Origin of the sequence: Acaryochloris marina S15, from assembly GCF_018336915.1 — a bacterium.
GTDB lineage: Bacteria > Cyanobacteriota > Cyanobacteriia > Thermosynechococcales > Thermosynechococcaceae > Acaryochloris > Acaryochloris marina_A.
In genome coordinates, this window is sequence record NZ_CP064923.1 from 2615864 (window position 1) to 2632721 (window position 16858).

At 45.3% G+C, this 16858-nt stretch carries 11 protein-coding genes; all 11 read left to right on the forward strand.

Annotated elements, in window-relative coordinates; all coding sequences use genetic code 11:
- Nucleotide 1 precedes the first annotated feature (1 nt).
- The gene (locus I1H34_RS12510; protein ID WP_212665900.1) at nucleotides 2-4780 is read left to right on the forward strand and encodes a carbohydrate-binding domain-containing protein; all 4779 of its coding nucleotides are present in this window, start codon (nucleotides 2-4) and stop codon (nucleotides 4778-4780) included.
- Nucleotides 4781-5227: 447 nt separating this feature from the next.
- Nucleotides 5228-7042, forward strand: coding sequence for an ABC transporter ATP-binding protein (locus I1H34_RS12515; protein ID WP_212665901.1), 1815 nt, complete (start codon nucleotides 5228-5230; stop codon nucleotides 7040-7042).
- Nucleotides 7043-7052: 10 nt separating this feature from the next.
- A complete protein-coding gene (locus tag I1H34_RS12520; protein ID WP_212665902.1) occupies nucleotides 7053-7946 on the forward strand; it encodes a sulfotransferase family protein in 894 nt (297 codons plus the stop codon).
- Nucleotides 7947-8018: 72 nt separating this feature from the next.
- Nucleotides 8019-9110 carry a glycosyltransferase gene (locus tag I1H34_RS12525; protein WP_212665903.1) on the forward strand — a complete coding sequence of 364 codons (1092 nt, stop codon included), beginning with the start codon at nucleotides 8019-8021 and terminating at the stop codon, nucleotides 9108-9110.
- Nucleotides 9107-10165: a glycosyltransferase family 2 protein gene (locus I1H34_RS12530; RefSeq protein ID WP_212665904.1), complete on the forward strand. Its 1059-nt coding sequence runs from the start codon at nucleotides 9107-9109 to the stop codon at nucleotides 10163-10165. Before I1H34_RS12525 ends, I1H34_RS12530 begins: the two co-directional genes overlap by 4 nt.
- A 37-nt stretch (nucleotides 10166-10202) precedes the next feature.
- Entirely contained in the window at nucleotides 10203-10886 is a 684-nt protein-coding gene (locus I1H34_RS12535) for a sulfotransferase family 2 domain-containing protein (RefSeq protein WP_212665905.1), read from the forward strand.
- A complete protein-coding gene (locus I1H34_RS12540; RefSeq protein ID WP_212665906.1) occupies nucleotides 10886-11878 on the forward strand; it encodes a hypothetical protein in 993 nt (330 codons plus the stop codon). Before I1H34_RS12535 ends, I1H34_RS12540 begins: the two co-directional genes overlap by 1 nt.
- A gap of 172 nt (nucleotides 11879-12050) precedes the next feature.
- On the forward strand, nucleotides 12051-13028 hold the full coding sequence (locus I1H34_RS12545; RefSeq protein WP_249370063.1) for a glycosyltransferase family 4 protein: 978 nt from the start codon (nucleotides 12051-12053) through the stop codon (nucleotides 13026-13028).
- A 77-nt stretch (nucleotides 13029-13105) separates the two neighbouring features.
- Entirely contained in the window at nucleotides 13106-13996 is an 891-nt protein-coding gene (locus tag I1H34_RS12550) for a sulfotransferase domain-containing protein (RefSeq protein WP_212665908.1), read from the forward strand.
- 159 nt (nucleotides 13997-14155) lie between these two features.
- Entirely contained in the window at nucleotides 14156-15355 is a 1200-nt protein-coding gene (locus I1H34_RS12555) for a glycosyltransferase family 4 protein (protein WP_212665909.1), read from the forward strand.
- A gap of 81 nt (nucleotides 15356-15436) precedes the next feature.
- Complete coding sequence (locus tag I1H34_RS12560; RefSeq protein WP_212665910.1) at nucleotides 15437-16666, forward strand: glycosyltransferase family 4 protein; 1230 nt, start codon at nucleotides 15437-15439, stop codon at nucleotides 16664-16666.
- The last annotated feature ends 192 nt before the right edge of the window (nucleotides 16667-16858 follow it).

Below are 16858 nucleotides of genomic sequence, written 5' to 3' on the forward strand. Positions count from 1 at the left end.
GATGAATATTTTAATTGAAGCAGAAAGTTATATCGGTGGCACTAATGGCGTTGAATATTTCGATACTTCGGCGGGTAACGGTGGCAACGCAAACCAATTTGCGGATGATGTAGATGTTCAGATTACTGATGACGTAGCAGGAGACTACCATCTCACAAAAATCAAGCCTGGAGAGTACTTAACCTACCAAATTGATATAGCCAATTCCGGTGAATATAACTTAGTCGCGCGTATTGCAAGTGGCCTAAATAATCGCAAGGTCGAAATCACGTTAGGTGGACAGACTTACAACTTAGATTTCGACAGTACTGGGGGAGCTTGGGCTGATGTTATCCTACCGAGTATATTTTTGGATGCCGGTTCACAAGAGCTGCGGGTAGATGTGGTCAAAGGTGCCTTTGAACTCAACTATTTTGAACTGCAGCCAGTTGGAGGGATAAGCCCAGACACAGACGCACCGACAGCAAGCTTGAATGCAAGTGACATCATGACTGCAGGTGGGACAGACTATAGCTTTACAGTGAGTTATAACGATGCTACTGGTCTTGATGAGGCAACAATTGATACAAATGACATCACAGTAATAGGGCCAAATGGTGCTTTACCTGTGACTTCAGTAGTAAATAATGCCGATGGCACTGTTACCTACACAATAAGTGCCCCAGGGGGATCTTGGGATGAGGCTGATGATGGTTCTTATACCGTGACGCTTCAAGCCGGAGAAGTCGCCGATGTTCTCGGTAACATTGTGCCGGAGCTGTTATTGGGAACCTTTGCAGTGAATATTGCAAACCCTCCACCTCCTAGTCCTAACCTTCGTATTGAAGCAGAAAGTTATATCGGTGGCACTAATGGCGTTGAATATTTCGATACTTCGGCGGGTAACGGTGGCAACGCAAACCAATTTGCGGATGATGTAGATGTTCAGATTACTGATGACGTAGCAGGAGACTACCATCTCACAAAAATCAAGCCTGGAGAGTACTTAACCTACCAAATTGATATAGCCAATTCCGGTGAATATAACTTAGTCGCGCGTATTGCAAGTGGCCTAAATAATCGCAAGGTCGAAATCACGTTAGGTGGACAGACTTATAACTTAGATTTCGACAGTACTGGGGGAGCTTGGGCTGATGTTATCCTACCGAGTATATTTTTGGATGCCGGTTCACAAGAGCTGCGGGTAGATGTGGTCAAAGGTGCCTTTGAACTCAACTATTTTGAACTGCAGCCAGTTGGAGGGATAAGCCCAGACACAGACGCACCGACAGCAAGCTTGAATGCAAGTGACATCATGACTGCAGGTGGGACAGACTATAGCTTTACAGTGAGTTATAACGATGCTACTGGTCTTGATGAGGCAACAATTGATACAAATGACATCACAGTAATAGGGCCAAATGGTGCTTTACCTGTGACTTCAGTAGTAAATAATGCCGATGGCACTGTTACCTACACAATAAGTGCCCCAGGGGGATCTTGGGATGAGGCTGATGATGGTTCTTATACCGTGACGCTTCAAGCCGGAGAAGTCGCCGATGTTCTCGGTAACATTGTGCCGGAGCTGTTATTGGGAACCTTTGCAGTGAATATTGCAAACCCTCCACCTCCTAGTCCTAACCTTCGTATTGAAGCAGAAAGTTATATCGGTGGCACTAATGGCGTTGAATATTTCGATACTTCGGCGGGTAACGGTGGCAACGCAAACCAATTTGCGGATGATGTAGATGTTCAGATTACTGATGACGTAGCAGGAGACTACCATCTCACAAAAATCAAGCCTGGAGAGTACTTAACCTACCAAATTGATATAGCCAATTCCGGTGAATATAACTTAGTCGCGCGTATTGCAAGTGGCCTAAATAATCGCAAGGTCGAAATCACGTTAGGTGGACAGACTTACAACTTAGATTTCGACAGTACTGGGGGAGCTTGGGCTGATGTTATCCTACCGAGTATATTTTTGGATGCCGGTTCACAAGAGCTGCGGGTAGATGTGGTCAAAGGTGCCTTTGAACTCAACTATTTTGAACTGCAGCCAGTTATAATCGGCAGTTCACCGATTGCAGAAGAGATTCCTGACATAGTTGTGCTTGAAGACGCAAGCGATAGCAATATCGACTTATTTAACGTCTTTGATGACGCACAAGATAGTGACTCTGATCTAGCTTTCGTCGTCCTAGATAACTCTAACCCTAACTTAGTTTCCACAAGCCTCGCGGGTGGCACATTAACGCTAGATTACTCCGCCGTTGGCACTGGAGAAGCAAACATCACTATTAGGGCAACTGATACAGATAGTAATCCTACAGAAACGACTTTCACAACTACAGTTGTAACTCCACAGGCAAACGATGGGGTCATACGTATAAATGCTGGTGGCGATGCTGTCTATAACGATTTAGGACATCTCTTTCAAGCAGATACCTATAACGCTGGTGGTCAGGCTGTTAGTATTCTTAGCACTCAAGCAATCGCCAATACCAAATCCGACACCCTGTACCAGACTCAGCGACAGGGTGGCAATTTTACTTACAGTATTCCAGTAGCCAATGGCAACTATTTTGTCAACGCTCATTTGGTCGAGTGGGAAGCTACCGATTACAACCAGCGTTTGTTTGACATTACAGTCGAAGGGCAAACCTACTACGAGGACCTTGATGTCTACGGCGAAATCAAGAACGCCTTTTTGGCAGGTGAAAACACGGCTAAAGTCATTCAGGGGCCGGATAAAAACACGTCGATTATCGCCACAGTTGACGATGGTACTCTTGATATCAACTTCACGGCTAACCTAGGCGAAGCAACAATTGCGGCGCTGGAAATTGTCCCGGTTGGCCCCGGTTGGTTGGTACGAGAAACCAACGGAAATACCCAGGTGACTGAGGGCGCAACGGTAGATTCCTACACCATTGCATTGACGACTCAACCCACGAGCGATGTTGTGGTGACTCTACAGTTCGACAGTAGTCAGCTGAGCACCAACGTGACTAGTCTTACCTTTTCACCCAGCAACTGGAATCAAGCTCAGACCGTTACAGTTACGCCGGTGGACGATGCATTGGCAGAGGGCCTACATACCTCTACAATTGCACACACCATTAGTTCTAGTGACCCTGACTACAGTAGCGGTCTGCCGGTGAACAATGTGACCGTTGCCATAACTGACAATGATGGTACGGGTGGTTCAATCAGCTTCACCCAGCAGCTGATTGCCGAGCCTATCAAGCCAACTTCAGCTGCATTTGGTCCTGACGGTCGACTATATGTTGCCTCGGTGACTGGCAACATCACCGTCTACACGCTCAATGACGACTATACTGTAGCAACCACCGAAGTAATCGATGTCATTAGTAACCTGTCGAACTCCAATATTACTGGTATTGCTTTCAACCCTTACGAAACGACTCCCAAGATTTATATCTCGCATAATGAATTTTATGCTAACGGCGGGGATGCTTTTGCGGCCACTGAGTTTTCACCTTATAGTGGTCAAGTTTCCATATTGGAAGAAGTTAATGGTAATTGGGAGCTGACACCTCTGGTCACAGGCATTGGTGTTTCCAACCATGACCACGGAGTTAACGGCCTGGAGTTTGACAATAATGGCGACCTCTTTATAACCTCTGGTAGTAACACCAATGCTGGTGTTGCTGACCCTACTATCGGTGGTATCGACGAATCACCCTTCACTGCGGCTATCCTAAAGGCTGAGATTACTAAACCCGATTTCAACGGTAATATTGAGTACAGCCTGATCAGCGAGAATGACCTTATTCAGCCGGTTCCTCAGGCATTTCTAGACAGTTTGCCGCCCGAAATTTTTAACCCACCTAGTAATCTAGGTTTTGACCCAGCTGATAGCCAATTTTGGGGAGGGTACGTCGATGTCGTACCCGGTGTAGATGTCTCAGTCTATGCTAGTGGTCTGCGCAACCCCTACGATTTAGTCTTCACAACTCAAGGTCTCCTCTATGCAACCGAAAACAATGCCAACGGCGGCTTCGGGGCGGAGTCAACAGGAGCTTATACCGATGTCCCCTTTGGCCAAGAACAGCCGGAAGAGCTGAATTTAATTCAAGAGGGCGCTTACTACGGTCATCCTAATCGTAACCGTGGTCGGGCCGATGCTCGTCAGAATGTCTACTACGACAGCCCAGTTGACCTACCTACTGAAGGCTACACAGCACCTATTGGAACCTTCCTAGGATCTACTAATGGTATCACCGAATACCGGGCGACAACCTTCGGTGGGCAGCTCCGTGGAAACTTGCTGGCCCAAAAATGGAAAAACAATCTCTACAATATAGAGCTATCCTCTGACGGGACTCAGGTTTTAGACAGCATCAACCTTAACGATGTAGCAACTGTGACTGGTGGCACCACCAATGGCCGGGTGGCCCAAGGTCTAGATATTATCACTGGACCTGGGGGGGCCATCGTCGGGGTCGACTATACTCGCGATGAGTTAACGATCGCCATTCCAGATGAGTTTGGCGTAACAGGTCCAACCGCTTACGATATCTACCCTTGGCGAGCGCCAGTTACTGGCGGCCAGGCGTTTATCATCGGTGGGGTCAACTTTGATACTGACCCAGGCGATACGAGAGTATTCGTGGGAGATCAGGAAATATTCAATCTGGGTGTCTCTGAAGAGCGGATTACAGGTATTTTGCCTAATCTTTCAAATCAGGTCGGTGGCCTACTCGATGTAACTATTAGGGATGCTAACGATAATATCGTGTCCGTTATTTCTGAGGCATTCCAACCGCTAGCCTAAACGGATTTCACAGTCATGGGTCAACATCGATTACCTAAATATACTCACATCGGTTGAGTGGTTATCAATGTGAACATTCTGGATTTACTCGATTCTGTAGTAGAAGGTATAAGGCTAAACAGCCATGTTAAATAAAATCGCCAAGAACTTGCCGAAAAGAGCATGCGAGGCTGAAGCCCTTATATCTTCTTTTAGAAACCAAAATCTTGGTTTCCAGACTGTATGTTCTACTCCGAGCATTTTCGGTTTGTATAGGGATTTAAGTTATTGCGGATATATAACTTACACCTAAAAGTCTAGAAAAGTTTCAAAATCTTTTCAGTGCAATGGCCTTGACTAATTCGGAAAACTCTAAATAGCATAGGTGATCGTTCTTTAAGGTTGCGGCTGAATCTGATAGCCAAAGCCCTGTCATGGGCACCATAAACTCATAAAAGTTAATCCGCTATGTTGCGAACTCTCAAAAAATTATTGTACATCCTGCCCGCGGGCAATATAAATCTCGCCTGGATGGTGCTCTTGTTTATCGCAGCTTCCTGCCTAGAAGTTGTTGGTATTGGCGTTATTGGACCTTTCATTGCCCTGGCTAGCGATTCGCAGCTTCTGTACAATTATTCAGCTCTGATTTGGCTATTTGAACGGGTCGGAGCATTGAGCGAAGCTCAATTTATCGGAATCTTAGGTATTGTTGTCGTTACAGTCTTTATCCTCAAAACCTTATTTGGCTGGCTTACCCAAATACTAATCGTACGGTTCTGTGATCGACAGCAACGCAACCTAATATCAAGAATGGTCACGGGCTATCTAAGCGCACCCTATATATTTCATACAGAGAAAAATAGCTCCTCTATTATCGATAACGTTCTCGAGATTGCTAATACTTTCACGATTACGATCTTGTCACCTCTCCTGACAACGGCTTCTAATATTTTTGTAGCGTCAGCGCTATTTATTCTCCTCTACAGAACCAGCAGTGTCACAATGATCGTTTTGCTGACGACGCTGCTACCAATTTTCATATTCCTCAATTCTTTCCGAGTCAAGATTCAGACTTGGGGTAAGCAGGCTCGTAAGAGCAAGGGGGACATGATTCAGACGCTCAACCACGCCTTTGGCGGGATCAAAGAGACTAAGGTAATCGGTTGTGAATCTTTCTTCGAGACCAAAATCTTGTCGCAGGCTAGAGGACTGGAGGAAGCGCATGTAAGCTTTATCACCTTTCGACTGCTACCGCGCTACATCATGGAAATGGTCATGGTAGTGTGCGTGGTTGGTTTGGTGTCGATTTCTTTGCTCAACAACCAGCAAGTTGAGAATCTTACCTCAGTACTTGGAATATTTGCGCTAGCCTCCATTCGTATGATTCCAGCTATAAGCAACTCTGTGATCGGGATTAACCAGCTCAGAAACTCTTCCTATACGATCAACCATCTGCACACTGAAGTTATAGAGTTAGAACGGCTTGAGGAAATGACCAAGATCCGCCTGTCTAATCTAACTGGCCCGCAACTTGGAGCAAGAACTGGCCTAACCTTTCGCGACTGTTTGAAGCTAGAAACGATTTCATACCAATATCCTGGAGCTAACCAACCGTCACTCGATCGGATTTCTCTGAGTGTTAACTGTGGAGAATCCATCGCCTTCATCGGTAAGTCAGGTGCGGGCAAAACGACGCTGGTCGATGTAATTCTAGGGTTATTAATTGCTCAGTCAGGCGATATCAGTATTGACGGCAAATCAATCTACAATGACCTTGCAGCTTGGCAGAGCTTGATTGGCTATATCCCACAGTCGATCTTCCTAACTGACGACACTATCGAAAGGAATATAGCCTTCGGTGTACCCGATGAGCAAATCGATTCGCAACGACTACATGACGCTATCCGCTCGGCCCAGTTGGAAGAGGTTATCCAGCAGCTACCAAACAATGTTAAGACCAAAGTAGGGGAGCGAGGCGTGCTGCTCTCGGGCGGTCAACGACAACGAATTGGCATTGCCAGGGCGCTATATCATGAACGTGAGATTCTGGTTCTAGACGAGGCGACCGCAGCACTTGACAATGAAACGGAGCGTTTAGTCACTGAATCTATCAGGTCGCTAAGTGGCAAGAAAACAATAATCACTATTGCACACCGTCTTAGTACCATCAAGCATTGCGACTGCATCTACTTGCTCGAAAATGGTCGTATTGTCAGCTCAGGTAGCTACACAGACGTTGTTTTAAACCATAAAAATAGCATCGAAGCTAAAGAAAAAGTTTAGGAGATTTGTGATGACATTACCAAACTTTCTAATTATCGGTGCGGCCAAAGGCGGAACTACTTCTCTCTACTATTATTTGGACCAGCATCCGCAGGTATACATGAGTCCGGTGAAAGAACCTCGGTTCTTTGCTCTGGAGGATGAAGATCTCAACTTTTGCAGCCCTGACGAGCTGTTTGTTGAAAATTCTATCCTAGATTTTGGCGACTACTGCCAACTGTTCGAAGGGGCTACTAACGAAGTCGCTATTGGAGAAGCTTCACCTCTGTATTTATACAGCACCAAGGCTCCTAGCCGCATCAAGCATTACATTCCAGACATAAAGCTGATTGCGATTCTACGCGATCCAGTCGATCGAGCTTACTCGAGCTATATGCATTATGTTAGAGAGGGCTATGAACAGTGTTCCTTTGCTAAAGCGTTAGCAGTTGAAGAACAGCGCATCCACGAAAACTGGGTCTATATGTGGTACTACAAGCGCTGCGGCTACTACCATGAACAGATCAAACGCTACCTGGATACGTTCGATGCCTCCCAGATTAAAATTTGTCTCTATGACGATTTAAAGGCAAACACGCCCTTATTCCTACAAGATATTTTTAGCTTCTTAAACGTAGACAGCAGCTTTGTTCCGGATCTCTCCGTTCTGAATGCATCAGGAGTTCCCAAAAGTCGGTTGCTTTACAATTTCCTTGATCGAGGTAATCCAGCTCGAACTATGCTCAAAGTGCTGCCCCACGACTTACGAAGAGCAATCGCAAAGCCTCTCAGAAAGTGGAATCTAGAAAAACCAACCCTGCCTCCCGAAGTTGGAAATGACCTCAGGAGTGTCTATCGCGATGACATTCTGAAGCTGCAAGACCTGATTGATCGCGATCTTTCTTCCTGGCTACTAGTTAGCTAGCTCAATAACTCTGATTCAAGTTCCCGCCATCCCCCTCTGTCTCGCGTTAGCTGAGTTACTCAATAATATCCTATGAATAGCCGACCTCTTGTCAGCATTATCATCAATAATTTTAATTACGAACGATTTCTGGCGGAAGCTATCGATAGCGCTTGTGCTCAGACCTATGAAAACACAGAAGTTCTCGTTGTTGATGACGGTTCGACAGACGCCTCGCGAAAGATTATTAGCCGATACACAGACCGTATTCAGACTGTCTTAAAAGAGAACGGTGGTCAGGCCTCAGCCTTTAACGCTGGTTTTGACGCGAGCAAGGGTGAGATCATCCTTTTTCTAGACGCCGACGACCTGCTACTTCCTGAAGCCGTCGAAAGGATCGTGGCAGTCTGGCAACCTGAAACCGTTAAGGTCCACTATCTGCTCAACGGCATCGATGCTAATGGTCAATCGCTGGGTTATACCTATCCGTCTCGAGGTGAGTATTTAGGTCGAGGTGATGTCGTTACTAAACTACTAGAGCGGGGTGTCTACGGTGTGGCACCAACCAGTGCGAATGCCTTTAGCCGAATAGCACTTGACAAGATTTTCCCCATTCCAGCCGACAAGTACCGAATTTCTGCAGACGGTTACATTGCAACCTGTATTGTCTTCTACGGTAAGGTCGTCGCAATTGAAACACCACTGGGCGCATACCGAGTTCACGGCAACAACAATTGGGGCAATGCGATAAACGCCAGCAAGTTTCGATCATTCATCGAGCACGATTTACGAAAACGAGACCTTATTCTTAATAGGGCTCAAGCTTCAGGTTATGAAGTACCTGTTGACCTGCTCTTTCGTACTAATACTCACCTGTGGGCGCGACTGGCATCCTTTCGTCTCGACCGTAAACAGCATCCGGTTAAATCTGATAGCCTTCTGAAGCTCATGTACCACGGTATCCGCTCGACCTGGCTCTACTCTGATCTCAATCGCCAGAAGCAGTTGGTGGTCACCCTCTGGTTTTTTGTCGTCGGCCTGCTACCCGTCCCTATTGCTAAACCGGCAATTAGCTGGCTGCTTGCTCAGGAAAGTCGACCTAAGTCTGTGGAATGGATATTGAACCGAATCCGGCCGCTTTTGAACCGGACCAGTGTCAGCCTTCATCAAGAGAAAGCCTTATGAGCGATTCACCTCTTGTCAGTATTGTCATTAACAACTACAACTACGAACAATTTCTTGCTGAGGCTATCAATAGTGCATTGGAACAGACTTATCCGAATGTAGAGGTTTTAGTAGTTGACGATGGCTCCACAGACGGATCCCGCTTCTTAATTGAGGTCTACGGAGACCGCATTCGCGCGATCTTTCAGCCTAACTGTAAGCAGGCTGCAGCGCTGAACACGGGCTTTGAGGCTAGTCAAGGCGAAATAATTCTCTTCCTAGATGCCGATGACTATCTACGACCTGAGGCAGTTGAGCAGGTCGTCACAGCGTTTCAGGAGGGGATCGGTAAGGTGCATTTTCGGTTACAGGTGGTAGACAGCAGCAGCCGACCGCTCGGCTACTATATCCCTTCAGTGGGAATGGCGTTGGCCAAAGGTGAAGTCTGGAGAGACTTGATGAAAACCAGTAGCTACGTTAGTTCACCGATGAGTGGCAATGCCTACCGCCGAGAGACATTGCAACCTGTCTTTCCCATTCCAGATAAATACAAAACGACCGCTGACGACTATCTAATGATTTCAACACCATTCTATGCTGGCAAGCTAGCTGGTATCAACGACCCTATAGGCGCTTATCGCGTACATGACAGCAACCAGTGGGCACTAACAACTGTCACAGGTAGCCGGTTTCGGCGTTTTGTCAAGCACGATCTGCTGAATTTTGCTCTGCTGAAGCAGCGGGCTGCCGAAAAAAAACAATCGGTTTCTTTGGACTTGGAGCAGAGATCGTTGGGGCGCATCTGGTCGCGATTGGCGTCGCTACGGTTGGAACCTCAAGATCACCCAGTCTCTACAGATCAAGTTAGTCAGCTTGTCCACTGGGGTATTCGTGCCCTGTGGAAGTTCTCCAGCCACAATTTTCAGAAACGCGTCATCTATAGCGGCTTATTTTTCTGGGTGGGCTTTATGCCGCGACCGCTCGCCAAGTTAGGCATCACTTGGCTATACGCTCCGCACCTGCGACCCAAAGTTATTGACCAGACCATCAACCGTATGCGATCGCTAGTTAGCTAGGTTGACATTCAGCTGAGCGTGCAATTGGGAACTATAAATGATTATTTCACATAAGCATAAATTTATATTTATTAAAACCGAGAAAACAGCTGGGACGAGCATAGAGATTGCGTTGTCTAAGTACTGTGGCGACGACGATATCATCACACCCCTAGTAATCGAAGATGAGCAAACACGCCAAAAACATGCTGCCCGAGGCGCGCAGAACTACTACGTCGATTTCAAAAATTATACGGTTAAAGATTGGGGCAAGCTACTCGTCAAGGGTCATCGAAAAATGTTCTATCACCATATGAGTGCTGAGGAAATAAAGTGGTTGATTCCTGCTGAGATCTGGAACAACTACTACAAGTTTTCGTTTGAGCGGAATCCCTGGGATAAAGTGATTTCCTGGTACTACTGGACCTACAAGTCAGAACCACGGCCTTCACTGAAAGAGTTTATCCACTCTGGAGAAGCTAGCGAAGTTAAAGGCTGGAGCCTGTATACCATAGAAGACCAGATCATCGCTGACAGAATCGGACGTTTCGAGAATCTCAACGGAGACATCCTAGAAATTTCTAAAACGCTAGGTCTGCCAAAGCCACTCAGGCTATTGCGGAGCAAGAGCAATTTTCGCAAGGAGAAAAAGAGCTACCGCGACTTGCTAGATGTGGAAGACCGGGATGCAATTGAGAAGATGTTTTCGAAAGAAATTGACTATTTCGGCTATTCATACTGATGTCTAAAATGAACACGATAACTGCAAAAAGGCTAGGCTATCTTACCCGGCGATCCAGAGAAAAGATTCAAGATGCCGTCGAGGATACGATCAGAGGTTGGCAGGCGGTTGGTCGGCAGCAGGCCGAAGTTGTCAATGAAAAAGAGATCCGAGTCCTGGGATTAAGGCGGTCTGGGAACCATGCGGTCATTAACTGGATTTGCAAGCAGCTGCCGGAGAACCATGTCTTCATCAACCATAGTCGGATCAAGGAGAACCCTTACCGAAATGTATACCGCGACCAGCTGTTTCTGGCACAACATGGTGACCTAAAAGGCTGGCGGTGTGAGAATATCGAATGGTGGGAGGAAGAAGCCAGAGGCCATTTTTCACACAAGGACTGCCTGGTTTACAGCTACGAAGACCAGGAAATCCAGCGAGTAGCTCACCCTGCCTTCGAGACAAGGCACAATCTTTACTTAGGTAAGAGCCACGAACGAATCGACGTGATCATCATCCGAGATCCGTTCAACCTTTTGGCCAGTCGTCTCAAGGGTAACAAGCCTCGAGAAAAAGCTAGAAATTTTAACCTCATGCAGGTCTATTCGCATCGGCTGAACCTGCCGGAACTCTGGATTGAATATGCCAAAGAATGCTTAGGAGAGACCCAGCATCTCCAAAACAATAAGATTGTAATTAAATATAACGACTGGTTTGCTAATGCAGCCTATCGCCAACAGATTGCTGGACAGCTGGGGCTTGAATTCTCTGATGAGGGCTTCAACGAGGTGACGCGGGCGGGCGGCATTGGTAGCTCCTTCGACGGAACTGGATTCAACGGACAGGTGGCTAAAATGGATGTTCTGAGACGCTGGAAACAATTTGCTGATGACCCGCGCTTTCGAGCGTTGGCGTGCACGCCGACGCTGATTGACTATTCGAGAAAGCTATTTGGTCACTCTCCAGCGCTCGAACCACTAATTGAAGACCTCCAACGATCATGGGTAGGCTAACAGGAGAATCAATATGCGCGTCGCAATTTTACGCAGAGCCCCCAAGGTCACCTTTAGCATGGATGTTTATGCCAATAGCCTCATCAAAGGCTTACAGCAGGTTAGGCCTGACTGGGATATTATCGAGCGATCGCCCACCTCTTGTGTATCAAGCTTTAGGCAGCATAGTCTAATGGCAGGTTACCAAAAATACTACGAACGATTTTGGCAGTATCCTCGCTCTTTTAAGAATTTAGATGTAGATATATGCCATATCATCGACCAAAGTGATGGCTATTTAAGCCATTGGCTGAATCATTATCAAATCCCTAATGTCGTCACCTGCCATGATCTGATAAATCTTATTAAGCCAGAAACCTTTAAAGGTCGGTCTAGTTTCCCTCTTATTAGCATGACTGCCTGGAAATTTGCAGTTCAAGGAATGAGGGTTTCTAATCATGTCGTTGCGGTTTCATCTCATACTAAACAAGATACGGTAGAGCATTTAGGGATTAACCCAAATCGTATTACAGTTGTTCCAAATGCAGTTGATTCAACATTTCAATTTCTTCCACAGGAGAAGATTGATTTATTTCGCCAACAACAGGGAGTCACGCCAAATACACTGTGTTTATTAAACGTTGGATCTAACAACTCACGCAAAAATATTCTGACGATCCTTAAAGTCATTGTCATTTTGCGGGCACAGGATATTCCCTTATTGTTTTGGAAAGTGGGGGCTGATTTTAATGCTGAACAAAAAAAATTTATTGATACACATCATTTAAACAATTGTGTGGCTCATTTGGGACAACCAGATAAAGAAATGCTGGTTGAGCTATACAATTCAGCCGATATTTTGCTAGCTCCTTCTCTCTATGAAGGGTTTGGCTTGACTGCTCTCGAAGCTATGGCCTGTGGAACAGCAGTAATCACTACAAATGTGACTTCTATTCCAGAAGTCGTTGGTAACGCTGCAATTTTGACAGATCCTATGGATATTGATGCGATCTCAACCGAAATTCAGCGCTTGTACCATCATCCAAATGAACGTCAAGACCTTGTTCAACGGGGTTTAAAACGCTCCAAGGAGTTCAATTGGGAGGATACAGCAGAGCAAGTCGCTAATATTTATGAGCAAGTTTTATACAAAGATGATGGGTTTGCCTGATAACGAAGGAAGCAAATAAAGAAAATATCCTTGATCTTAAGGTATCAAGGCATTGATGTATTTAGAGAGATTAGTACGTGAGTTACCAGCTAAAAGATGTCGTTCGCTTACACGGCAGAGACTTGATTTTTGCAACCCGATACTGGCAGGACAAACTGGTCAACCAGCTACAGGGTAATCCTGACAAATCTCTGGTTCTCTGTAATTCCTATCCCAAAAGTGGAACACATTTACTCTATCAAATTCTTTACTCTATTCCAGGACTACATAAGTGGGATGATATCGTCTCAGTACAGGCCCTTTGCGGTGTAATGAATACAGTCGATCACATACGCTGGAAAGTGGGTTCAGCTCCCAATCACGCGATTGTAAGAAGCCACTTAATGTATTGTGATGAAATTTTCAAAATATTGAAAGATTTTAACTGCAAAACACTGTTTATCTATCGTGACCTACGAGATGTTGCTGTGTCTCATGCCCGTTGGGTGACGAATGAAGAGCGTATTTTTCTGCATAATTTCTATATTGCAGAAGATACCTTTGATCAACAATTAATGTACTCGATTAAGGGAGTTCCCATTGGTAGCCCCTTTAGCTCTAACGCTTCTCAGCCTGATATCGGTTCTGATTTCCGACGCTGGAGTGGTTGGATTACCGATCCTGGAACTCTATCCATTAAATTTGAAGACTTAGTCGGGGAGCGAGGCGGTGGTTCGGAAGATAAACGGCTTCTAAGAATTGAGCAGATCTTAGATCATCTTTCTATTTCAATCCCCACTCGGAAAGTCAAGGATCAGTTTGCATCTTATGTGCTTAATCCAAATGACTCTCACACATTTCAAAAAGGTGGAAAAGGTAGTATTGGAGGGTGGAAAACTTACTTCACAGAAAACCATAAAACTGAGTTCAAGAAAGTTGCAGGCGAACTTTTAATTCATCTGGGCTATGAGCAAGATCATAACTGGTAAGGCTGATGAAAAAAATTACGACAAGATAGCTTGTTGGCTTTGATCGATTTTGTGAGATACATAACATGACTATTGATATAAAAAATAGATTCTAAATAAACTGATTTTTCAGTTTTTCGAGTATATTTTTGAGTTTGATTTTATAATCAAATATTTTATATGACTAATCCTTTCCATCTGTGCATTGTTTTTACTCATCCTACTCAACATCATGGTCCTCTGTGGCGAAAGTTGAGTGAGCAACCTAATCTCGATCTAAAGGTTTTATACCTCTCTGATGAGAATCAGGGCAGTGGTGATGTCTTTTTAGGTGAGGCTGCTCAAGCCTGGGACGTTGATTTGCTAGGCGGTTACAACTATGAATACCTTAAAGATCTATCAGGTTCCGTTCCCACACAACGGAAGAAAACAGTACTCAGCCCAGCATTAATTCGTCAGATTAGTCCTAAATACTGCGATGCCGTTTTCATGCAGAGCTTTGTCAACTATTCTTATAGGCTAACTGCTTTTTTGTGCAAGATGCGTGGCATTCCGCTCATCATGCAGAATGATGCGAGCATCATGTCTGACGCTCGCTACAGTCGGATGCGCCTCATTACAATGTCTTTCCTTTACCCTTGGATGAATAATCTGGCTGACTATTGGCTCTCATGTGGTGATCATAACGAAGTTCATTTACGGCATTACGGCGTGAATGATACGAAGATTATTCGAGGCTGCCATCCCATTGATGGAGATCGTTTCCAGCAAACTATCTCGAACCAACCAGAAGAACTCCAGCGCATCCGTAAAGAGCTAATTTGGGATGAGAGTACCATCTTATATGGCTTTATGGGTAAATACATTGAGCGCAAAAATCCCTTCGAATTTATTGAAGCGATCTCACAGGCTCATCAGCATGATCCGCGTATTCGCGGCATTCTATTTGGGGGAGGCGATCTCGAATCGGCGATTAATCAGCGTATTGCAGAACTCAATGGCGAAGTGATTAACTACGGTTTCGTTAATCAATCCAAAATTCCGCTCTATTTTGCCGCCCTTGATGTCTTTATCACTACCTCCTGGATTGATCCGCATCCGCTGGTTATCTCTGAAGCAATGGCATCTGGCACACCTCCGATCCTAAGCGATCGTTGTGGCAACTGGGGGTACAGTGATACCGTTCGTCATCGATATAATGGCCTAGTCTATCCCTGCGGCAACGTAAATGCCCTCACTGAGGCTATCTTGGGAATGACTGAGCCTGGCACCCGCCAGCAGTATCGAGAACGATCTTATGAGGTTTTTGGTGAACAAAACTTGTACTGTGAAGTCAATGCTTTTCTTGAAGCCATTGACCGTATCAAAGCCAATACCTAAATAGAACACAAATAATCTCCACCACTCCAATCCCTTAGACTCATACATCTTATATCAACAGTTCTTGATATTTCTATAATAATGAAAGTACTCCTATCAGCTTATTCATGCGAACCTGGCAGAGGCTCGGAACGGGGTGTAGGCTGGAATGTAGCATGCGAAGTTGCTAAACGCCATCAAGTCTGGGTTCTGACACGGCCCGATGAAAGCAAAGATGCGATTGAGGCCGAATTAGCAGCAAATCCTATCCCTAATCTACATTTCGTTTACTTCACCCTACCGTTTTGGCAAGATAGTATGCGTTTTGGCCACTCAGGAGCCATACAGATCCACTACTATCTATGGCAAATCCAAGCCTATTTCGTTGCACGGCAATTGCACCAAGAAATTGGATTTGATGTTACGCATCATGTCACCTTCGTAAAATACTCAGCACCCAGCCTGCTCTCTTTTTTGCCTGTCCCTTTCATATGGGGGCCTGTCGGAGGGGGAGAATCAGCACCTTTCCCTTTCTGGAAGGATTTTAGCCTGAATGCTCGTATATACGAGCTGACTCGAGATTTAGTTCGCAATATTGGCCAGCGAGATCCCCTTGTTGGTTTGACAATTCGGAATAGTTCAGTTGTTCGGGCTACCACTGATGACACCGCTAGACGACTTCATCGGATGGGCGCAACTGAGGTCCAAATCATTCCGGAAGTGGGACTATTAGATGCAGAAATTGCCGATCTTAATCAGAGTCCACTCTCTGTTTCACAACCGATTCGGTTTATTAGCATGGGCCGTCTACTGCACTGGAAAGGCTATCACTTAGGCATCCAGGCTTTCGCTAAGGCTGATTTGCCTGATGCTGAGTATTGGCTTGTGGGTGAAGGGCCAGAACTAGATGCACTCCAGAATCTTGCCCAGTATTGTGGTGTAGCAAATCAAGTCAAATTCTGGGGGAGATTGCCTCGTGAAGAGACGCTCAAACGATTAGCCCAAAGCCATGTTCTGGTGCATCCGAGCTTGCATGATTCAGGCGGTTGGGTTTGTATCGAAGCGATGGCATCTGGGCGACCCGTGATTTGTCTCGATTTGGGTGGACCAGCAATTCAGGTGACTGAACACACTGGTTTTAAGATATCGGCTCAATCACCCGAGCAAGTGATTGGTGATCTTGCGGTCGCAATGCAAAAACTTACACACGACCCAAATTTACGAATCAAGATGGGTAAGGCCGGTCGCCAACGAGTGGATAAAAACTTTAGCTGGAAGGTTGTTGGTGAATGTCTCGATAAGCTATACGAAGACACGGTCAAAGCGCAATAATGTCCCTAAAAACTTATACAACAGTTTTTTATTACAAAATTAAATTGTATTAGTTATATCTAGATGTATTATTAAAATCTTATTTACTAACTTGCACTCAATTTTTGAGATATAGAGATCAGAATTTCAAATTTATTACTCTAAATATTCTTGTAATTTACTAATATTAGTTTCTGGATAGCACAGATTAAA